This is a genomic window from Pseudomonas sp. LPB0260 (genome assembly GCF_013388395.1).
The window spans coordinates 3,223,059-3,244,366 of sequence record NZ_CP058247.1 but is presented as its reverse complement, the minus strand read 5'-3'; the positions used below and the strand labels follow the sequence as shown (position 1 = coordinate 3,244,366).

The 21,308-nt window shown below is 66.1% G+C and carries 19 protein-coding genes and 1 pseudogene; all 20 read right to left on the bottom strand.

Annotation, left to right across the window (positions count from 1 at the left end; genetic code table 11):
- Positions 1-69: 69 nt before the first annotated feature.
- Positions 70-500: pseudogene (locus tag LPB260_RS29050) on the bottom strand (methyl-accepting chemotaxis protein); the annotation flags it as partial.
- A gap of 542 nt (positions 501-1,042) precedes the next feature.
- Positions 1,043-1,759 carry an ABC transporter ATP-binding protein gene (locus LPB260_RS14655; RefSeq protein ID WP_208709859.1) on the bottom strand — a complete coding sequence of 239 codons (717 nt, stop codon included), beginning with the start codon at positions 1,757-1,759 and terminating at the stop codon, positions 1,043-1,045.
- Entirely contained in the window at positions 1,759-2,517 is a 759-nt protein-coding gene (locus tag LPB260_RS14650; protein WP_208709857.1) for an ABC transporter ATP-binding protein, read from the bottom strand. Before LPB260_RS14650 ends, LPB260_RS14655 begins: the two co-directional genes overlap by 1 nt.
- The gene (locus LPB260_RS14645; protein WP_208709855.1) at positions 2,514-3,554 is read right to left on the bottom strand and encodes a branched-chain amino acid ABC transporter permease; all 1,041 of its coding nucleotides are present in this window, start codon (positions 3,552-3,554) and stop codon (positions 2,514-2,516) included. The genes LPB260_RS14650 and LPB260_RS14645 overlap by 4 nt, the downstream gene beginning before the upstream one ends.
- A 26-nt stretch (positions 3,555-3,580) precedes the next feature.
- On the bottom strand, positions 3,581-4,441 hold the full coding sequence (locus tag LPB260_RS14640) for a branched-chain amino acid ABC transporter permease (protein WP_208709853.1): 861 nt from the start codon (positions 4,439-4,441) through the stop codon (positions 3,581-3,583).
- Between the two features lie 75 nt (positions 4,442-4,516).
- Positions 4,517-5,686, bottom strand: coding sequence for an ABC transporter substrate-binding protein (locus LPB260_RS14635; protein WP_208709851.1), 1,170 nt, complete (start codon positions 5,684-5,686; stop codon positions 4,517-4,519).
- Between the two features lie 87 nt (positions 5,687-5,773).
- Entirely contained in the window at positions 5,774-7,060 is a 1,287-nt protein-coding gene (locus LPB260_RS14630; RefSeq protein WP_208710253.1) for an OprD family porin, read from the bottom strand.
- A gap of 146 nt (positions 7,061-7,206) precedes the next feature.
- Complete coding sequence (locus LPB260_RS14625; protein ID WP_208709849.1) at positions 7,207-8,424, bottom strand: benzoate/H(+) symporter BenE family transporter; 1,218 nt, start codon at positions 8,422-8,424, stop codon at positions 7,207-7,209.
- A 198-nt stretch (positions 8,425-8,622) separates the two neighbouring features.
- Positions 8,623-9,561, bottom strand: coding sequence for a catechol 1,2-dioxygenase (gene catA, locus LPB260_RS14620; protein ID WP_208709847.1), 939 nt, complete (start codon positions 9,559-9,561; stop codon positions 8,623-8,625).
- 36 nt (positions 9,562-9,597) lie between these two features.
- A complete protein-coding gene (gene catC / locus LPB260_RS14615) occupies positions 9,598-9,888 on the bottom strand; it encodes a muconolactone Delta-isomerase (protein ID WP_208709845.1) in 291 nt (96 codons plus the stop codon).
- Between the two features lie 16 nt (positions 9,889-9,904).
- Positions 9,905-11,026 carry a muconate cycloisomerase family protein gene (locus LPB260_RS14610; protein WP_208709843.1) on the bottom strand — a complete coding sequence of 374 codons (1,122 nt, stop codon included), beginning with the start codon at positions 11,024-11,026 and terminating at the stop codon, positions 9,905-9,907.
- 26 nt (positions 11,027-11,052) lie between these two features.
- A complete protein-coding gene (locus tag LPB260_RS14605; RefSeq protein WP_208709841.1) occupies positions 11,053-12,393 on the bottom strand; it encodes an MFS transporter in 1,341 nt (446 codons plus the stop codon).
- Positions 12,394-12,466: 73 nt separating this feature from the next.
- Entirely contained in the window at positions 12,467-13,243 is a 777-nt protein-coding gene (locus LPB260_RS14600; RefSeq protein ID WP_208709839.1) for a 1,6-dihydroxycyclohexa-2,4-diene-1-carboxylate dehydrogenase, read from the bottom strand.
- A 179-nt stretch (positions 13,244-13,422) separates the two neighbouring features.
- Positions 13,423-14,433 carry a benzoate 1,2-dioxygenase electron transfer component BenC gene (benC, locus tag LPB260_RS14595; protein ID WP_208709837.1) on the bottom strand — a complete coding sequence of 337 codons (1,011 nt, stop codon included), beginning with the start codon at positions 14,431-14,433 and terminating at the stop codon, positions 13,423-13,425.
- A 124-nt stretch (positions 14,434-14,557) separates the two neighbouring features.
- On the bottom strand, positions 14,558-15,046 hold the full coding sequence (gene benB / locus LPB260_RS14590) for a benzoate 1,2-dioxygenase small subunit (RefSeq protein ID WP_208709835.1): 489 nt from the start codon (positions 15,044-15,046) through the stop codon (positions 14,558-14,560).
- Positions 15,046-16,404 carry a benzoate 1,2-dioxygenase large subunit gene (gene benA / locus LPB260_RS14585; RefSeq protein ID WP_208709834.1) on the bottom strand — a complete coding sequence of 453 codons (1,359 nt, stop codon included), beginning with the start codon at positions 16,402-16,404 and terminating at the stop codon, positions 15,046-15,048. The genes benB and benA overlap by 1 nt, the downstream gene beginning before the upstream one ends.
- A 239-nt stretch (positions 16,405-16,643) precedes the next feature.
- On the bottom strand, positions 16,644-17,594 hold the full coding sequence (locus LPB260_RS14580) for an AraC family transcriptional regulator (RefSeq protein WP_208709832.1): 951 nt from the start codon (positions 17,592-17,594) through the stop codon (positions 16,644-16,646).
- A gap of 239 nt (positions 17,595-17,833) precedes the next feature.
- Positions 17,834-18,679 (bottom strand): IclR family transcriptional regulator, encoded by an 846-nt coding sequence (locus LPB260_RS14575; RefSeq protein ID WP_208709830.1) that lies wholly within the window; start codon positions 18,677-18,679, stop codon positions 17,834-17,836.
- A 396-nt stretch (positions 18,680-19,075) separates the two neighbouring features.
- Positions 19,076-19,870 (bottom strand): ABC transporter substrate-binding protein, encoded by a 795-nt coding sequence (locus tag LPB260_RS14570; RefSeq protein ID WP_208709828.1) that lies wholly within the window; start codon positions 19,868-19,870, stop codon positions 19,076-19,078.
- A 104-nt stretch (positions 19,871-19,974) separates the two neighbouring features.
- Positions 19,975-21,225: an OprD family porin gene (locus LPB260_RS14565; RefSeq protein ID WP_208709826.1), complete on the bottom strand. Its 1,251-nt coding sequence runs from the start codon at positions 21,223-21,225 to the stop codon at positions 19,975-19,977.
- Positions 21,226-21,308: the final 83 nt, after the last annotated feature.

Here is a 21,308-nt window from a genome sequence, read left to right as displayed (position 1 = left end):
CGGAGTTACTCTCGCTCGGTTGACGGTGCCACCGCGTGAGGGTGGCGGGTGAGTCAACGGTAAGCCGAGTTACTCCGGCAAACAATCCGATAATCGCTTATCTGGGCGATTAACGAACACTGTCTGATCCAGCCCTTCGACCATGCCCCGGGCCAGGTCGCGCTGCTCGTCCAGGCGCTGGACGATGCGCTGGACTATCTCCAGCCGCGCCGTCGCGCCCGCACGCATCTCGCCCATGGCGCCCAGGGCCGCGGCGGCTTTCTCCAGGCCGGTGCGGGTGGACTGACCGATATGCTCGACCCCGGCCCGCGCCTCCTGCGCCGACTTCCGCAGGCCGCCGGCGATCTGGCGAATCTGCTCGCTGGACTCGTTGGCGCGCTGGGCCAGATGACGCACCTCGTCGGCCACCACGGCGAAACCGCGGCCGTGCTCGCCGGACCGCGCGGCCTCGATGGCCGCGTGAGCGCCAGCAGGTTGGTCTGTTTGGCGATGTCCTGAATGCTGCCGACCAGGGCGCCGATGCGCAGCGACTGCTGCGACAGGCCATCGAACACCTGGTCGATGCTTTCCATGTAGCCGGCCAATTCGCGGATCGCCGCCTCGCACGCCTGGATGCTGGCGGCGCTGAACTGCACCTTCTCCCCACCCGCCCGCGCCAGCTCCGTGGCGTACTGCATGTCCTGCTCGGTGCGCAGAATGCCGTCGAGCAACTGGGCCAAGGGCGCGCGCAGCGGCAGGCCCGGATCGGCCTGCTGCTCGGCAACGGGCGCCGGCGGCAATAACGGCGCCTCCGGCTCGGCGGCCGGCGCGGGTGGCGCCGGCAGCTGCACTTCGACCAGGGCCGGCGGCAGCCTGTGGTACAGCAGCCCCGCCAGGACCAGGCTGACCAGCACCCAGGCGGCCAGCGGACCATGCAGGTTGCTGTCCAGCAGCAGGCCGGCGGCGGCCAGCGCCGCCGTCAGCTGCAGCAACGCCGCCAGGGACTTGAGCCGCCCCTGGCGGGGCTCGCCGGCGATCCGGCTCATCGATGGGCTCGCCGGGGTCATAGGCCGATATGCTCCTGCAGAATCTGCGGCTGGCGCTTCAGCTCGGCGCTGGCGCCGTCGTAGACCACCCGGCCCTTGACCATGATCATGCTGCGATCGGTCAGGTCGAGCAGCACGTTGACGTTCTTGTCCACCACCAGGGTGGCGATGCCGCTGGCCTTGATCAGGCGGATGACCTGCCAGATCTCCTTGCGGATCAGCGGCGCCAGGCCCTCGGTGGCCTCGTCGAGGATCATCAGCTCGGGGTTGGTCATCAGCGCACGACCGATCGCCACCATCTGCTGCTCACCACCGGAGAGGTTGCCGGTCAGGTGCTTGATGCGCTCGGCCAGACGCGGGAAGGTCTCCAGCACCCGCTCCAGGTCCCAGTCGCGGCGCCCGTCCAGCCCCGGGCGGGCGGCCATGATCAGGCTCTCGCGCACGCTCAGGTTGGGGAACATGCCCCTGCCCTCCGGCACGTAGCCGATGCCGCGGCGGATGATCTGGTGGGTGGCGCGGCCGCTGCAGTGTTCGCCGCGGATCAGCACCTCGCCGCGACGTGCCGGGGTCAGGCCGAGCAGCGAGCGGATGGTGGTGCTCTTGCCCATGCCGTTGCGGCCCATCAGCGCCAGGGTCTCGCCTGGCTGGATATGCAGGTCGACGCCATGCAGGACATGGCTGTTGCCGTAGTAGGTGTGCAGGCCGGTGGCCTGCACCAGGGCTTGTGTGCTCATCAGAATTGCTCCTCGCCGTCGCCCAGATAGGCCTGCTGTACCGCCGGATCGTTGCGCACCTGGTCCAGCGGCCCGCTGGCCAGCATCTCGCCGTTGACCATCACCGTCAGGCGCTGGGCGATGCTGAACACCGCGTCCATGTCGTGCTCGACCAGCACCATGGCGTACTGCTTGGACAGGCTGGCCAGCAGCTCGACCACCCGCGCCGACTCGTCCTTGCCCATGCCGGCCATGGGCTCGTCGAGCAGCAGGAAGCTCGGTTCGGTGGCCAGCACCATGCCGATCTCCAGCTGGCGCTGCTCGCCGTAGCTCAGGGCATCGGCCAGGGTGTCGCGGTGCCGGGCCAGGCCGCACAGTTCCAGCGCCCGCTCGGCGCGCTCGCGCACCTCGGCATAGGCCTCGCAGCGGCGGAAGAAGCGGAAGGAGTTCTTCAAGCGCGACTGCGCCGCCAGCCAGCAGTTCTCCAGGCAGGTGAAGCTGGGGAAGATATTGGTGCGCTGGAAGCTGCGGCCGATGCCCAGGTGCGATACCCGGTTGGGCGCCAGGCCGGTGATGTCGCGGCCGTGAAAGAGGATCTGCCCGGCGCTGGGCTGCAGATGGCCGGACAGCAGGTTGACCATGGTGCTCTTGCCGGCGCCGTTGGGACCGATGATCGCGTGCACCTCGCAAGGCGCCACGCTCAGGGAGATGTCGTTGACCGCGTGCAGGCCGCCGAAAGCCTTGCTCAGTCCGCGGGTTTGCAGAACAGGGACAGTCATACGCCGGCCTCCTTCTTCAGCGTCTCGTCGGTGGGTGGGGTGGTCGCGTCGGCGACCGCGGCCTGGCGCCGGCTAGCGAGTTGCAGCAGCAGACCGGCTATACCGCGCGGCAGCAGCAGCACCATGGCGATGATCACCAGGCCCATGGGCAGCTCCCAGTGCGGCGTCAGGCCGGCGAACAGCTGATGCAGGCCCTCGAAGGCGAAGGCGCCGAGAATCGGGCCGAACAGGCTACCCATGCCGCCGAGGATGACCATCACCAGGGCGTGGGCCGAGAGCTGCCAGCTGACCTGGCTGGGGCTGACGAAGCCGTACTGGGTGGCCGAGAGCATGCCGGCGTAGCCGGCGATGGTGCCGGCGATGACGAAGGCCACCAGCTTGTAGAACAGCGGGTTGTAGCCCATGGAGCGAACCCGTTCCTCGTTGCTCTTGATGCCCAGCAGCACCCGGCCGAACGGCGCGCGCAGGAAGGTGCGCAGCAGCAGGTAGACCAGCACCAGCGAACCCAGTACCAGGTAGAACAGGCTGCGCGGATTCTCCAGATCCAGCAGCTGTACGCCGGCGATCGCCACTTCGGGCTTGAGGAACAGGTAGATGCCATCCGAGCCGCCGGCGAAGGAAGCATCGTGGAACAGGTAATAGAGCATCTGCGAGAAGGCGATGGTCGCCATGATGAAGAAGATGCCCGAAGTGCGGATGATCAGCAGGCCCATCAGCAGCGCGGCGGCGGCGCTGACGCCCAGGCACAGGGGCAGCGCCAGCCAGAAACTGACCGCCTCGTACTCCGGGGCGAACAGCACCAGGCTGTAGCCGGCGATGCCGAAGAAAGCCGCCTGGGCCAGGCTGACCATGCCGGTCACGCCGACCAGCAGGTCGAGGCTGAGGGCCACCAGGGCGAGGATCATGATGTGGGTCAGTTGCTGCAGGTGGAAGCCGTGCTGCTCACCGCTGAGGCTTTCGCCGAACAGCGGAAAGCCGGCCAGCAGCAGAACCAGCACCAGCAGCAGGTAACGGATACTTGGGGGTAAGGGACGCATGGGGCGCTTCCTCCGAGGGGCAGGTGTCAGGCGAACAGCCCGCGAGGTTTGAACAGCAGCACGACGGCCATCAGCAGGTAGATCGCCATGCCCGCGTATTGCGGTGCCAGCACCGCTCCCCAGGTGGCGGTCAGACCGACCAGCAGCGCGGCGAAGAAGGCGCCACGAATCGAACCGAGTCCGCCGATCACCACCACCACGAAGGCGATGATGAGGATCTGGTTGCCCATGCCCGGGTACACCGAGGACACCGGTGCGGCGATCATCCCGGCGAACGCGGTAAGCGCCGTGCCGGCGGCGAATACCAGGGTGTAGACGACGCGGATATTGATGCCCAGGCCCTGGACCATCTCGCGGTTGCTGGCGCCGCCACGGATGACGATGCCCAGACGGGTGCGCTGCAGGACCAGGTACATGGCCAGGGCGATCAGCCCGCAGACGGCGGAGACGAACAGCCGGTAGACCGGGTACTCGAGGGTCTCGGTGAGCTGTACCGAGCCTTCCAGCAGCGCCGGAATGGCCACGCTGTGGACGTCGTTGCCCCAGGCGATGCTGCGCAACGAGTCGATCACCAGGATCAGGCCGAAGGTCATCAGCACCTGGTCGAGATGGTCGCGGCTATACAGCGCCTGGATCAGGAAGCGCTCGATCAGCACCCCGAGCAGGGCCGCCAGTGGCAGGCCGAGGAGGATGGCGAGAAACAGGTTGCCGGTCAGCGCGGTCAACCAGAAGGCCAGGTAGGCGCCGACCATGTAGAGGGCGCCGTGGGCCAGATTGATGATGTGCATGATGCCGAAGATCAGGGTCAGGCCGCTGGCGATGAGAAACAGCAGCAGGCCGTACTGCAGACCGTTCATGGTCTGGATCAGAACTGTAGGAAAATCCATCGGGAATACCTGGCGTAGACGAGTGGGCCGGCCCCGCGCACCCAGGGTGCGCGGGGCCGGGTGCCGCAGGGCTGGCTAGCGCTTGCAGCCCGGTGCCGGATCGGCCAGGTCTGCGGCCGCGATACCGGCCACCTGGTTGACGCCGCCCTTCACCTCGCGCAGGTAGACGTTCTGCACCGGATTGTGGGCCTTGGAGAAGGTCCACTCGCCGCGCGGGCTGTCGATGCGCGCCTGGCCCATCGCGCCGATCCAGGCCGCACGATCGGTGGTGTTACCGGCGACCTTCTGCAGCGACTGGGCCAGCAGCAAGCCGCTGTCGTAGCCCTGCACCGCGTAGACGTCCGCCTCCTTGCCGAACCGCTGGCGGTACTGCTCGCGGAAGCCGCGGTTGCGCTCGGTGTCCAGGCTGTCGGCGTAATGCAGCGTGGTCAGCAGGCCTTCGGCCGCCTGGCCCTGGGCCGCCAGGGTGCCCTCGGTAAGGAAGCCCGAGCCCAGCAGCGGGATCTTGCCCTGCAGCCCGGCGGCGGCGTAGTCCTGGACGAACTTGGCGGCGCCGCCACCGGCGAAGAAGACGAATACCGCATCCGGTTTGAGCGCGGCGATCTCGGTCAGCTGCGACTGGAACTCGACATCCGGGAAGGGTACGTAGATCTCCTTGCTGACACGGCCGCCGGCCTTCTCGAAGCCTTCCTTGAAGCCGTCCACCGACTCGGTGCCGAAGCCGTAGCGCCAGGCCACGGTGACGATGTTCTTGTAGCCCTTGTCGGCGGCTACCTGGCCCATCGGGTAGGCGGTCTGCCAGGAGGTGAAGGAGGTGCGGAAGATGTTCGGCGCACACAGCGGACCAGTGGCGGCGTTGAAGCCGGCATTGGGGATGATCAGCGGCACGCCGCTGTCGCGGGCCACCTTGACCGCGCCCATGCCGACCCCCGAGTGCACCGGGCCCACCACCACGTCGACCCTGGCGCCATCGACCAGCTTCTGCATGTTCGGCACGGCCTTGCCCGGGTTGGCTTCGCTGTCGACGCTGACGTACTCCACCGCACGCCCGCCGAGCGACCCGCCCTGCTCTTCGATGGCCATCTTCATGCCGTTGGTGATGGCCTCGCCGAGGGCCGCGTAGGTGCCGGTATAGGGCAGCAACAAGCCGACCTTGACCGGTTCCGCCGCCTGTACGCTGGCACCCAGGGCCAGGGTCAGGGCGGCGGAGCTGAGGGTGATACCGATTTTCTTATAGTTGTTCATCGTGGTTATCCATTGACGCGAGTTTATGGGAAGTGTCGCCTATCTCCGCCGCGCCGCTCCGGCGCCCGGGCCAGAGCGGCCAGGGGCTTAGAGCAGGTTCCAGGTGTAATTGAAGATCAGCCGGTTCTCGTCGACGTCGGTGCGGTAGTTGGAGCGCGCGGTGACGTTGCGCAGCTTGACGTTCAGGCCCTTGAGCGAACCGCTCTGCACCACGTAGCCGATGTCCAGGTCGCGCTCCCACTCCTTGCCCTCGAAGCCGCGGCCGGTGTCGACGTTGTCGCCTTGGATGTAGCGCACCCCGGCGACCAGACCGGGCATGCCCATGGCGGCGAAATCGTAGTCGTAGCGGACCTGCCAGGAGCGCTCGTCGGCCGAATCGAAGGTGAAGGTCGGTACCTCGTTGCCCAGCGGGCTGACGTTGGCGAACACCCGCGGCAGGCCGTGGTCGCCGAACATCGCCTGATAGCCGAGGTAGAAGGTGTGGGCGCCGTACTTGGCCGACAGCAGCGAATACGCCGCCTGGTTGTCCAGCTGGCCCAGCAACTGTTCGCCGTCCTCGGCCGAGTCGAAATAGCCGAGGTTGGCGCCGAGCACCCAGTCGCCCACCGGCTCGCTGTGCTTGAGGCTGAAGTAGCGCTGGTTGTAGAGGTCCTGCAGCTGGGAGTACCAGGCGCCGACCGAGGTGCGGCCTTGGTTGAAGGCGTAATCGGCGCCGCCGTAGTTGAAACGGTCGGTGGTGATCAACTGACCGGCCTGGCGCCGCGGGACGAATCCCACCATGGCGCCGAGCTCCCCGTCGCCCGCTTCGTTGCGCAGGCTGGTGGAACGCAGCTGGCCGGCCTGCAGGGTCAATCCGGCGATCTCGCTGGAGACCAGGCTGGCGCCCTGGTAGGTCGGCGGCAGCAGGCGGATATCGCCGAAGTAGAGCACCGGCAACATCAACTGCTGCTCGCCGATCCGCAGCTCGGTCTTCGAAACCTTGACCTTCAGCGCCGCGCCCAGGCGGCTGTACTCGTCGGCCGCCCTGCCCTCGTCAGTCACCGGCAGCAGGCCGGTATTGACCCGGTCCGGGCTGCTGTCGAGCTTGAGACCGAGCAGGCCCACGGCATCGACGCCGAAGCCGACGGTGCCCGGGGTATAGCCGGACTTGAAGTTGAGGATGAAGCCCTGGGCCCACTCCTCGGCCTTGGACTGCTGGTTCGGCCCGACGATGTCGGAGTAGTCGCGACTGAAATAGTAGTTGCGCGCCGTGAGGGTGGCGCTGCTGTCCTCGACGAAACCGCCTTCGGCCGCCATCAGGCTAGTGGGCAAGGCCAGGGCGACGGCCAGGGACAGGGGGGCCCGCAATACGCGGGGTGCACGGCTTGATTGCATCATCGTTTCACTCTTTGTAGTTGTTGTCGTGGTGTTGACTTCCACCCTTGCCGGCCATGCGGCGCGGCCACGCAAGCGGGTGGTCTTACCCCGCCCTGCCCCGGCATCCCCCAGGCAGGGCGGCAATAACCGATGGAACGGCCGGCCTAGCGCGCCACCTCCCGTTCTCCCAGCGCCTCGGCCCGGGGCGCCTGGTTGTTGCGTCGCGCGCCGAGCAGCAGGTGGGCGGCGATACCGAAGATCAGCCCCCAGAAGGCGGCCGACAGACCGAGCAGGGACATGCCCGAGGCCGTCACCAGGAAGGTGATCAGCGCCGCCTCGCGGTCCTCCGGCACCGCCATGGCGCCGGCCAGGGCACCGGCGATGGCGCCGAACAGCGCCAGCCCGGCCAACGCGGCGATCAGCTCCTTGGGCAAGGCGCTGAACAGCGACACCAGGGTCGCGCCGAACAGGCCCAGCAGCAGGTAGCACAGGCCGCCGACGACGCCGGCCACGTAGCGTTTGCGCGGGTCTTCATGGGCTTCGCGGCCGGTGCAGATGGCTGCGGTGATGGCCGCCAGGTTCAGGCCGTGGCAGCCGAATGGCGCCAGCAGCAGACTGCCCAAGGCGCTGGCGCTGATGATCGGGCTGGCCGGGGTCTGGTAGCCGGCGTTGCGCAGCACCGCCATGCCGGGCACGAACTGCCCGGTCAGCGCCACCATCACCAGCGGCAAGGCGATATTCAGGGTCGCCGCCAGGCTGAACTCCGGGGTGATCCACACCGGCACGGCCAGGCCGATCACCAGCGCTTCGCCATGCAGTTGGCCATTGGCGAAGGCGACCAGACCGCCGACCAGCAGCACCGCCATCACCGCGTAGCGTGGCAGCAGGCGCTTGCAGATCAGGTAGGTGGCGAACATCGCCAGCACCAGCACGGGCTGGCTCTTCAGCGAGACGAACAGGCCGGTGCCGAAGCTGAACAGGATGCCGGCCAGCATGGCCGCGGAGATCGCCGCCGGCAGGCGGCCTATGATGCGGTCGAAGGCGCCGGACAGGCCGACCAGGAGGATGATCAGGTTGGCCACCAGGTAGGCGCCGATCGCCTCGTTCAGGCTGATCTGCGGCAGCAGTGTGACCAGCAGTGCCGAGCCCGGCGCCGACCAGGCGATGACCAGCGGCACCCGGTAGCGCAGGCTCAGGCCGATGCCGAGCACGGCGCTGCCGATGGAGATGGCCCAGACCCAGGAGGACAACACGGCATGGGACAGGCCGGCGCTGTCGGCCGCCTGGAAGATGATCACCAAGGGTCCGGCGTAGGAAATCAGCGTGGCGATGCAGCCTGCCACCAGGGCAGACAGCGAGAAATCGTGGAACAAGGTTTTCATAAGACCTCGTCGTCAGGGTGCAGCTCGCCATCCGTGGCCAGAAGCCCGGATCGCTGTTGTTGTGGGTGAAGCGGGAACCCTCGGGTGGATGACGCTGTGGCCATCCACCCTTGGTTCCAGGAGTCGCCGCAGGGTGCGCCATGCGCACCCTGCCAACCGCACGCGGCCTCAATGGTGCGCGCGGCGCCCCCTACGCACTCAGGCGTCCTGCAGGGCCCGCGGACGCTGGCTGCGCAGCTCGGCGGCCGGCGCCGGCGCCTTCTGCACCTCGAAGTCGAACACCAGTTCGGCGAAGCGACCCTGCACGCCATGGGCCTCGGCCGCGGCGGCGTCCTCGACGCAGCGCAGCTTGCCGACCAGACCCTCGCGGGTGGCATAGGCGAAGTCATCCCACAGGTACTTATCGCCATCCAGGTTGATCTGGGTGGTCAGGTGGCGGTGGCCCGGCGCCGAGACGAAGAAGTGGATATGCGCCGGACGCTGGCCGTGGCGGCCGAGCAGGTCCAGGCATTCCTGGGTCGGGCCGTCCGGGGCGCAGCCGTAGCCGCTCGGCACGATGCTGCGCGCGCGGTAGCGGCCTTCGGCGTCGGTGACGATGCGCCGGCGCAGGTTGTACTCGCTCTGGCTCTTGTCGAAGAAGGAGTAGTTGCCCTTGGTGTTGGCGTGCCACAGGTCGACCACAGCGCCGGCCACGGGCTGGCCGTCGGTGTCGCGCACCACGCCCTCGAGGAACATCACCGTGGCCTCGGCCAGTTCGCTGCCGTCGTCCATCCGTGCCTCGCCCTCGCAGATCGGCGCGCCGGCCACGTACAGCGGGCCCTCGATGGTCCGCGGGGTACCGCCGGTGAGGCCGGCCTCGGCGTCCTTGGCATCCTGCAACAGGTCGAGGAAGTGCTCCAGGCCCAGGCCCGGCACCAGCAGGCCGAACTCACTGCGTGCGCCCAGGCGGTTGAGGTAGTCGACGGCGGTCCAGAACTCGTCGTCGCTTACCTGCAGGTCTTCGATGATCTTCGCCGCGTCGTTGATGATGCGCAGCATGATCTGCTTGACCCGCGGGCTGCCCTGATCGTTAGTGAGACCGGCGGCCTCTTCGAAGAACTTCTGGATCTCGGCAGTGTGGGAAATCTTGATAGTCATGACGGTTAACCTCGCGTTGTTGTTATGGCGCCGGGCTTAGCGGTCGTCGGAATGGATCGACGAGGGATGGCGGCACAGGCCGTCGATCTCGATATCCATGTAGGGAAACAGCGGCAGCTGCATCAGGGTGTCGTGCAGCGCCTCGACGCTCTCCAGGTCGAACACGCTGTAGTTGGCGTAGTGCCCGGCGATGCGCCACAGGTGGCGCCACTTGCCCTCGCGCTGCAGCCGCTGGGCCAGCTCCTTCTCATCGGCCTTGAGCTGGGTGGCGCGGGCCGGGTCCATGTCCGCCGGCAGTCTTACGGTCATCTTCACGTGGAACAGCATGGGATCGATCTCCTCGTTAGGGACGGCGGAAGAACGCCAGGCGCTCTTCGTCCAGGGTCAGGCCCAGGCCCGGGGTCGCCGGCACCTGCAGGTGGAAGTCGCGGTACTGCGGCGCCTCGGCGACGATCTCCTCGGTCAGCAGCAGCGGGCCGAACAGCTCGGTGTGCCAGGTCAGCTGGCGCAGGGTGAGGAAGGCATGGGCCGAGGCCAGGGTGCCGATCGCCCCTTCGAGCATGGTCCCGCCGTACAGGGCGATGCCGGCGCTTTCTGCGATCTGCGCGGTACGCAGCACAGCACGCGGGCCGCCGTTCTTGGCGATCTTCAGGGCGAAGATGCTCGCCGCACCGTCGGCCGCCAGGCTGAAGGCGTCTTCCACCGACTCAATGGACTCGTCGGCCATGATCGGCGCCGGACTGCGCTGGTTCAGGCGGATCTGCCCGCCGCGGTTGATCCGCGCGATGGGCTGCTCGATCAGGTCGATGCCGTTGTCGCCGAGGATGCGGCAGGCGCGCAGGGCCACCGACTCGTCCCAGGCCTGGTTGACGTCGACCCGCACGCTGGCCGAGTCGCCCAGGGCCTGCTTGATGGCGATCACGTGCTTGAGGTCGCGGTTGACCTCGCCGGCGCCGATCTTCAGCTTGAAGATGCGGTGGCGGCGCGCCTCGAGCATCTGCTCGGCCTCGGCGATGTCCTTGGCGGTGTCGCCCGACGCCAGGGTCCAGGCCACTTCCAGGCTGTCGCGCACGCGGCCACCGAGCAGCTCGCTGACCGGCAGACCGAGGCGCTTGCCCTGGGCGTCGAGCAGCGCGCTTTCGATGCCGGACTTGGCGAAGGTGTTGCCCTTGGCCGCCTTGTCCAACCGCAGCATGGCGGCGTTGATGTTGGCCGCGTCCTGGCCGAGCAGCAGCGGCCCGAGGTGGCTGTCGATGTTCTGCTTGATGCTCTCCGGGCTCTCGTTGCCATAGGCCAGGCCACCGATGGTGGTGGACTCGCCCAGGCCTTCGATACCGTCGGCGCAGCGCAGGCGGATCACCACCAGGGTCTGTTTCTGCATGGTGTGCATCGCCAGCTTGTGCGGGCGAATGGTCGGCAGATCGACGATGATCGCCTCGATGCTTTCGATCAGGACTTGGCTCATTTCGGCTCAGATTCCGCAGGGTGTGATCAGGAAGCCGCCACCGCAGCAGCCGGCGCGGCATTGCGGCGGCGCTGGCTGCTGATGGCGAACAGGGTCATGGCGACGGCCGCCACCGCGCCCGGCACGGCGAAGGCCATGAAGTTGAGCTGCAGCGGCAGGTTGATGCCCATCAGCGCGCCGCCCAGCAGCGGCCCGACGATGGCGCCGTTGCGGCCGATGCCCGAGGCCCAGCCGAGGCCCGTGGAGCGGATCGACAGGCCGTAGAACTGCGCGGCAGCGGCGTACAGCAGGATCTGCGTGCCGATGGTGGTGGCGCCGGCAACGAAGATCAGCAGATAGAGCAGCGCGGGCGCGCTCTTGAAGCCGAGCAGGCTGATGGAGACGGCGGCAGCGATGAAGAAGGCCACCATCACCTTGCTCAGGTTGAAGCGATCGCCCAGCCAGCCGCCGAGGATGGCGCCGGCCATGCCGCCGAAGTTCAGCGCCAGCAGGAACGACAGGCTCGAACCCAGGCTGTAGCCGGCGCTGGCCATCAGTTTCGGCAACCAGGAGCTCAGCGCGTAGACCATCAACAGGCAGCAGAAGAACGCCAGCCACAGGCACAGGGTGCGCAGTGCGCGGCCCTCGCGGAACAGCTCGAACACGGCCACGCCCTTGCCCTTGTTCTCACTCATCACCAGCTCGCCACCATTGGCGAGCGACACCTCCGGCGCGATCCGCTGCAGGATGGCGCGGGCCTGGGCATGGCGACCCTGGCGCACCAGGAAGCCGACCGACTCCGGCAGCTTCCACAGGATCAGTGGCAGCAGCAGCAGCGGCACGCCGGCGGCGAAGAACATCGACTCCCAGCCGAAACGCGGCAGCATGTAGATGCCGACGCCGGCGGCCAGCATGCCGCCCAGCGAATAGCCGCTGAACATCACCGCCACCAGGGTGCTGCGCAGGCGCTTGGGCGCGTACTCGTTCATCAGCGCCACGGCATTGGGCATCAGGCCGCCGCAGCCGAGGCCGGCGAGGAAGCGGCAGATGCCAAACTCGGTCGGGTTGCTGGCGAAACCGTTGATGATGGTCGCGCTGGAAAACAGCGCGAAGCAGATGGCGATGCCCTTCTTGCGGCCGATGCGATCGGCCAGGGTGCCGAAGGCCAGGGCGCCGAACATCATGCCGAACAGCGCATAGCTGCCCAGGGCGCCGGCCTCGAGCGGAGTCAGGCCCCACTCCTGCATGATCGTAGGCAACACCACGCCGTAGATGAACAGGTCATAGCCGTCGAAGATCAGCAGCAGGGCGCACAGCGCCATGACCATCCAGTGGAAGCGGGTGAAGCCCGCGTTGTCGATGATGTCGTGGACGTCGATTTTGTTCATGGCTCGGGACTCTTTTGTTGTTGTACTACGAGTGCGTCCTGGCGGGTCTATCCCTCGGCGGTGGCGAGCGGGCTCAGCCCAGGTCGCCACCGCCCACCGGCAGGGTCACGCCGGTGATGTAGGCGGCTTCGTCGGAAGCCAGGAAGAGGATCGCGCCGACCTGCTCGTCGATGGTGCCGTAGCGCTTCATCAGGCTGCTCTGCACGGTCTGGTCGACGATCTGCTGGTACCAGCGCTTCTCCTGCTCGCTCGGTTCGGCGGCGTTGCGCGGAATACGACGCGGCGGCGCCTCGGTGCCGCCTGGGGCGGTGGCGTTGACGCGGATGCCACGCTCGGCGGTTTCGAACGCCAGGCAGGCGGTCAGCGCATTGACGCCGCCCTTCGCCGCGCCGTAGGGCACGCGATTGACGCCACGGGTGGCGATCGAGGAAACGTTGACGATGGCGCCGCTGCCCTGCTCGAGCATGTGTGGCAAGGCGGCGTGGCAGCACCACAGGGTGGGGAACAGCGAACGGCGCACTTCGGCCTCGATCTCCTCGGCCCGGTAGTGCTCGAACGGCTTGGCCCAGATGGTGCCGCCGACGTTGTTGACCAGGATGTCCAGGCGGCCGAAATGCTCGAGCGCCGCTTTCATGACCCGCTGGCAATCGTCGAACTGCTCCAGATCGGCGGTCAGGCACAGCAGCGGACTGCCCTCAGGCAGCTCCTGCGCCAGCTCGTGGACCAGTTCGGAACGGTCGACCACGACCAGGCGCGCGCCCTCCTCGGCCATGCGCTCGGCCACCCGCCGACCTATGCCCTGGGCGGCGCCGGTGATCACCGCCACCTTGTCTTGAAAACGCTTGTTCATAGTCCCGACCTCACTCAACGAAGCACCCGGGGCAATGGGCTGGCCCGCAACGCTTCTAGTCCCGTAGCCCGGATCAACTCCGGGACTGCGCTGGCGGCTTCGCCCGGATGCGCTCCGGGCCGGCCGCCCTCTCGAATAAAACAGGCCCGCTTACCGGAGTAGGCGGACCAAAGGAGCTCTCAGGCGCTGGCGGCGAACTTCTCGTAGTAGAAGTTCGCAGGCTGTATGCCCTGCTCGCGAATGTAGTGACTGACCGCCTCGACCATCGGCGGCGGACCGCACAGGTACACGTCCACTTCACCGTCGTTGAGGTGCTTGGGCTCGATGTGCTGGGTCACATAGCCCTTCTGTGGGTAGCTGCTGTCCGGATTGGCCACACAGGCGCTGAAGCTGAAGTTGGGGATGCGCGCGGCGAAGGCCTCGAGCTTGTCCATTTCCACCAGGTCGAAGTCGTTGGTCACCCCGTAGATCAGGTGCAGCGGATGCGCGCTGCCCTGCTCGGCGATCTTCTCGAGCATCGCGGTGAAGGGCGCCAGGCCCGTGCCGCCTGCCAGCAACAGCAGCGGTCGCTTGATCTCGCGCAGGTAGAAGCTGCCCAGGGGGCCGGCCAGGGTCATGCTGTCGCCCGCCTTGGCCAGGCCGGTGAGGAAGCTGCTCATCAGACCACCCGGCACGTTGCGGATCAGGAAGCTGACCTCGCCATCCTTCTGCAGGGTGCTGAAGGAGTAGGCGCGGGTCTGCTCGCTGCCCGGCACCTGCAGGTTGACGTACTGGCCCGGCAGGAAGCTCAGCTTGGCCAGCGACTCGCCCTTGATCGACAGCGCGATGGTGCTGTCGGAGAGCTGGCGCACCGCACTGATCGCCGCCTCGAAGCTGGCCTGCTGGGTCTTGCACAGCTCCGACGACGCCGGCACACGAACCACGCAGTCACTCTGCGCACGCATCTGGCAGGTCAGCACGTAGCCCTGCTCGGCCTCCTCCTCGCTCAGGGCGTCCTCGACGTAGTCCTCGCCCAGCTCATAGCGGCCGGCCTCGGCGAAGCACTTGCAGGTGCCACAGGCACCGTCGCGGCAGTCCAGGGGGATATTGATGCCCTGGCGGTAGGCGGCGTCGGCGACGGTTTCGCTGGCGTCGGCATCGATGAAGCGGGTGACCCCGTCTTCGAAATTCAGTGCGATCTTGTGGCTCATGGCACACCTCGCTTGGCAGTGGTTACACACGGTTTCGGGCGTTTTGGCGCGAGCTCGCCCCTGGCGGGAAGGCAACCGGCCTCCCTGCCTCAGATGCGCGCCTGCGCCGGCTCCGAACGGGTAATCAGATGTGGTAGACGTCGATGACCTGACGCACGTAGTCGTTCTTCAACACCACCTTCTTGGCCTTGATCAGCGGGCTGTCGCCGCGCATGTCGAGGGTGTAGAAGCTGGTGCCGAAGTAGCTGTCCACGGTCTTGTAGCGGAAGCTCAGGGTGTGCCAGTTGAAGCGCAGCTTGCACAGCCCGTCAGCCTGCTCGAGGATCTCGATGTTGCTGATGTTGTGCGAGGTGCGGGTGTCCGGGATGGTGGCGCTGGAGCGCTCGGTCTTGATGCGGAAGACCCGGTCCTCCAGACCGCCACGGTTGCCGTACCAGATCAGCGAGATTTCGCTCTGCGGATCTTCGGTCAGCTCATCGTTGTCGTCCCAGGACGGCATCCAGAAGCTGGCGTCGGCCGCATACAGCTCCAGCCAGCTGTCCCACTCCTTGTCGTCCAGGTAGCGCGCTTCGCGGTAGAGGAAGTCGCGCACGACGTCGTAGGAAATGCTCATCACGCACCCTCCACGTGGATCAGTTGCTCTTGTTCCTTGTGCAGCGCCTCGATCATGGTCCGCTGCCAGTACTGGTGCTGCAGCACGAACAGGCCTTCGTCCTCGGTGCGCACCCCGGAAAGCAGCGGCTTGAGCTGGATTTCCTCGGCGGCCTGATCGGCGCCCTCGATCCAGTGCTCGGCGCCGCGCGACATGTCGTTCCAGCCACGGCTGCCCTGGTAGCCCAGCTGGCAGGAGCGGAACTCCTCCAGGTCGTCCGGGGTGGCCATGCCGCTGACATTGAAGAAGTCCTCGTACTGGCGGATGCGCTTGGCTCGGGCCTCGGCACTCTCACCCTTGGGGGCGATGCAGTAGATGGTGATCTCGGTCTTGTCCACGGAGATCGGCCGGGCGATGCGGATCTGCGAGCTGAACTGGTCCATCAGGTAGACGTTCGGGTACAGGCACAGGTTGCGCGAGTTCTCGATCATCCAGTTGGCCCGGGCCTGGCCGAACTCGCCGGCCAGCTCGTCGCGGCGCTCGTACAGCGGGCGATCCTCGGGGTTGGCCCAACGGGTCCAGAGCAGCAGATGGCCCTTGTCGAAGGAGTAGAAACCACCACCGTTCTTGGCCCAGCTGCCGGCGCTCATGGTCTTGATCTCTTCACCGGACTCGCGCTGCTTGCGCTGCTGCTGAGTGGCCGCGTAGTTCCAGTGCACCGAGCTGACGTGGTAGCCGTCGGCGCCGTTCTCGGCGGTCAGCTTCCAGTTGCCCTCGTAGATGTAGCTGCTCGAGCCGCGCAGCACTTCCAGGCCGTCCGGCGACTGGTCGACGATCATGTCGATGATCTTCGCCGACTCGCCGAGATGCTCGACCAGCGGCGGCACGTCGGGATTGAGGCTGCCGAACAGGAAGCCGCGATAGGACTCGAAGCGCGCGACCTTGGTCAGGTCGTGGGAGCCGTCGCAATTGAAGCTCGACGGATAGCCGGCCTCCTTCGGATCCTTGACCTTGAGCAGCTTGCCGGAGTTGTTGAAGGTCCAGCCATGGAACGGACAGGTATAGGAAGCCTTGTTGCCGGTCTTGTGCCGGCACAGCATGGCGCCACGGTGGCTGCAGGCGTTGAGGAAGGCGTTCAGCTCACCGTCCTTGTTGCGTGCGATGAAGATCGGCTGGCGCCCCATGGTGGTGGTGAGGTAGTCGTTCTTCTCGGGGATCTGGCTCTCGTGAGCGAGGTACAGCCAGTTGCCCTCGAAGATGTGCTTCATCTCCAGATCGAACAACCGCGGATCGGTGAACATCTCCCGCTTGCAGCGGTAGATGCCCTTTTCCTTGTCTTCTTCAAGCAGGCTATTGAGGTATTCGAGTCCCAGGGTCATGGCCGTGGCTCCGTTGTTATTGTTTCAACGGTGTTAAGGCTACGAGCCCGGCTTGTCGGACAATATCCGCTTTGCGCAGGACCGTTATCCGTTTTCTGCAGGCTGCAGGAAATGGCTAGAACCGCAGCCGGCCAGGCACACGCGAACCGCCGGCGACGCGTGCGCGAACGGCTCTGGGGCGTTTCAAGGGATGGGGAGAAGAGCGGCGGCGCTGGCGCGAGCGCGCGCCAGGCCGAGCATCAGCTGCGGCGACGCAGGGTGTCCGAAGGCAGTTCGCCGAAGCTGTTCTTGTAGCACTCGGAGAAGCGCCCGAGGTGGGTGAAACCGTAGTCCAGGGCGATCTCGGTGACGCTGCGCACATGGCAGCTCGGATCGCGCAGGCAACTGTTGATGCGCGCCAGCTTGCTCTCGCGGATGTATTGCTTGGGGGTACTGCCGGAGTGGCGCTCGAACAGCGCATACAGCGAGCGCAGGCTGATCTGCGCGCAGGCGGCCAGGTGCTCGGCGCTGATGTCCTGCTTGAGGTTGGCCTCGATGTACTCGATCAGGTGCTCGAAAGGCGCCGCCTGGGGCAACGGCAGCTCGCGACTGAGGTTGCTGCCGAGCTGGGTCAGCAGCTTGCTGGCGATGATGCGGCTGTAGTGCTCCTGAACCTGCAGGGCGCTGTCGTCCGCCTCCGCCTCGAGGCACACCAGCCCGAGCAGGCGCGTCAGGCTCTCCAATTCCTGCAGGCTGTAGAGGTTGCGAGTGAAGTGAATGCCCTGCTGCGGCAACTTCCAGCGCTGCTCCTCGCAGGCGGCCTGCAACAGACTGACCGGCAACTTGACGATGAACTTCTCGCAATCATCGGAATACGTCAGGTCGACCGGATCGTCGGGGTTGATCAGCAGCAACTCACCGGGGGCCAGGAAGTGCTCGTCGTGATGATGGCGCCACAGGCAGTGCCCCTTGAGCAGTACCTGCAGGTGGTAGATGGTCTCCAGGGCATCCGAGGTGACCCGCACGCTGCCGCCGTAGCTGATGCGGCACAGGTCCAGGTTGGCGAACTTGCGGTGGCTGAGGCTGGCGGACAGATCACCTTTGGCCGGCAACTTGATGCAATGGTGGCCCACGTGCTGGTTGACGTAACCCGACACGGCATAGGGGTCGGCATGGTCGAACACCATGCTCTTATCACTCAGAAGCAGCATGCACGCAGTACCCGATTGTAGTTTTTATGATCAGCCTCGCCGCCTGAGCCATGCGGCGATTGCCATGATTCGAGTGTATGCCACAGTGCATGGCCGCCTTTGCAGCTATCGGACAAGCGGCTCAAGCGGCTCAAGCGGCTCAAGCGGCGCTGACCGTCTGCCACGATAAGGAGCCGGGGGAAATCGCGTCAATCGATGCCGGCAGAAACCGTGCGATTAACGCCTGGCCGCCGCCTCGCTCAGAGTGGCGCAAACAACTGGCTGCTGAGCTCGCGGCTGGCGCCGAGCATGATCGGCAGGTAGCGCTTCTCCAGCTCGCCGACCGACACCCGCCCGGCGTGGGTGCTGAGGTTCATCGCCGCCAACACATGCCCGGCCGAGTCGTACACCGGCACCGCCAGCGAACGCAGGCCCTGCTCCAGCTCCTGATCGACGATGCACCAGCCCTGCTCGCGCACCTGCTGCAGGCAGGCCCAGAGGTCTTGCGGGGTGTGCAGGGTGCGGCTGGTCTTGGGCTGCAGTTCGGCATTGTTCAGGTAGTCGTGCAGGCTGTCATCGTCCAGCGCCGCGAGGAGAATGCGGCCCATGGAGGTGCAATAGGCCGGCAGGCGGCTGCCGACGCTCAGGTCCACCGAGATCAGGCGCTGGGGAATCGCCGAGCGGGCGATATAGAGCACCTGCTCACCTTCCAGGGTGGCCAGGTTGCAGGCCTCGTGCAGCTGCTCGCTGATGCGGTCCAGATAGGGCTGCGCCGACACCGCCAGGGGCGTGGACGACAGGTAGGCGTGCCCCAGGGTCAGCACCTTGGGCAACAGCGAATAGGTGCGCCCATCGGTGGTGGCGTACCCCAGTTGCATCAGGGTGTACAGGCAGCGGCGCACGGCGGCGCGGGGAATATCCGTGCGGTGGCTGATCTGCGCGATGGTCAGGTGGCGCTTGCGTTCCTGAAAGGCATTGATCACCGCCAGCCCCCGGGCCAGGGAGGCCATGAAATTCGGATCGCCGGCGAACTCGGCGATGCGCTGGGCCGGCGACACGTAGGGTGGTGGCGCCAAGGGTGGCTGGGTCGGTCGTGGTTCGCTCATACAGGCTCCGATAGCGGACATGATTTAACTCGGAGCGATTATCGAACCATAGTTCGATAATCGCAATTGACCCCGACGCTTCACCTGATAACCTTGCCCGCGCCCGCGCCCGCGCCCGGTCTCGCGATCGCTACGGTCAGGTACCTGCCACGGACTGGGCATGGTTCTGCCCACGAAGCGGGATCATTTCCTCCCGCCGGTCCACGCCCCGGCAAAGGTAGGAGCGCCCCCGCCCTGGTCGAATCTTGCTCAGGAGCGGGGACGCGCCATTACTTATCGGCATAACCCAGGAAAGCGTGTGCCCGGACTGGACATGCCACCGCCAGTCGGCGCCGACACGCGCGCCGTTAGCCCCTACACGCAGACCGAGCATGACCTGACGCGGCCGCTGGTGGCTCAGGGCTGTGCCCGCAGGCCGGGCATCTCCTTACCCGGCAGCCATTTGTGATGGATCGCCGCAAAGCTGCCGTCGCGCTTCATGCCGTCCAACTCATCCTGCCAACGGGCGACCAGTGAGGGGTCGGTCTCGGACGAGAAGGCAATGTAGCTGTAGCTGCGCAGGAAGCTGAACAGCAGCGTCACCTCGTCTTCACGCAATCCTCCGCGAGCCAGGTACGCCGACAGCCCAAGGTTATCCATCACCATCAGCTTCACCCGCCCGTGCTTGAGCATCTGCACGACCATGTCCGGTCCGGGAACCGGGTGCAGATTGGTGAACCCCTCGGCGAGCAGCAGCTGATGGCTGTACCACTCGCGCGGCACCGCGATCTCGCCATGCTGCCGCGCATCGTCGAGGCTGACGATGCGCGGCGCCGAACGGGTCAGCCCGTAGAAGCTGGTGATGTTCACGGTGATCGGCCCGACCCACTGGAACAAGGGCTCGCGCTCTGCGGTGCGCATCGCGACGAAGAGCCCTGCATTGGGCAAGGTCAGCGCTCCCCGGTAGGCACGCGCCCAAGGAACCACCTCCAGGGTGATCGGCTGGCCGCTGCGCCGTGCCAATTCGCGCACCACGTCCACGGCCATGCCGGCCGGCTCTCCATCGCGACTGAAGTTCACCGGCGGGTATTCCTGGGAAAACAGACGCAACGGCTCGGCCGACAAGGACGACGGCAGCCACAATGCCAGTAGCAGAACCGACAAGCAGCAATGGAGCAACGAACGCAAGGTGATGCCCTCGGCAGATGGCATTGGCTGTAGCTTAGTCCTTGGCGTTGAACAGCCGCGGCACAGCCGCCAACTGGACTTCCCAAGCCTGGGAACGCCTGAGTCAGTCCGCAGCAGAGCTTCGAGTCCTACCAGAGCGCCAGGGTGTAGCCGAGGATCAGGCGATTCTCGTCAATATCGGTCGTGAGGCCATTACCAGACCTGAAGCTCACGTTGCGCCAGCGCAGGCTCAGGCCCTTGAGGCTGCCACTTTGCACAACGTAGGCCAGATCCGTATCGCGCTCCCACTCCTCGCCGTTTCTGGTCGTCGCCGTTCTGACGTTGCGACCATCGACATAACGGGTCATGAACGTCAGTCCGGGAATTCCCTGGGCAGCGAAGTCGTAGTCATAGCGAAGCTGCCAGGAGTCTTCATCGGCACGCGTGAAGTCGTTGAGGGTCACCAGGTTGACGACGTAGGCCGCTCCGCCGTTCAGGTAGGGGAAAGCGCTGTTGCCGGACAGGGATTGCCAGGCCGCGCTGACCTTGTGGCCACCGTGGCTGAGGCTGAGCATGCCGTTGAAATTGCGATTGTCGATCTCACCCGCACGCTGCCTGCCGTCGCCGCGACTGTCGAAGTAACGAATATCGCTGCGCAGGCTGAAACCTCCGGGCAATGCCTGGTTGTGCACCAGACCGATGAATTGCTGGCGGTAGATCTCGTCGAGCTGACCATAGTAGTAGCTGAGGGCTAGCTGGGGATTGAGCGCATAGCTGCCTCCCGCAAAGTCGAATGCGTCGCTGGTGGCACTGCCATAGCCAATCTCGTCGCGGCTGGATGAGTCGCGCAGATTGCTGCGAGTCAGGCGCCCGCCATCGAGTGTCAGCCCCTCGATATCCTGGGACGTGAGCATGCCGCCCTGGAAGGTCGAAGGAAGCAGGCGGGTGTCGTTGTAGATGGCAATCGGCAGCCAGGGTTGCAAGGTCCCCAGGCGCAACACGCTCTTCGACACGCGCAGCTTCCCGGTCAAGCCCAGCTCGCTGTAATCGTCCACCGGCTCCTTGCTGGCAGGGTCGAACGGCAACAGCCCGGTGCCACGACGATCGCGGCTGGAGTCCAGTTTGATCCCAAGCTCGCCGATGGCGTCGAGCCCGACGCCTACCGGGCCCTCGCTGAAGCCCGACTCGAACCGGGCGATGAAGCCCTGGCCCCACTCGGCAGCTTTTGCCTGGCGGGCCGACTCCTGGCGGAAGTCGCGATTCAGGTAGTAGTTGCGGAGCTCCAGGCTGGCCTTGCTGTCGTCGACGACACCTGCAATGGCCATGGATGCCATCAGCAGACACGGGGCAGCGAACAGGCGCGCGAGCGGGCGCGCCCCAATCGATTGGATGTGGTGCATTGTTGTTATTTCCGACAGGTTAGTTTTGCGAATTCGTCATGCTCGGTGCAGGCGGCGAGCTAATGGACGACTTGAAATAGCGG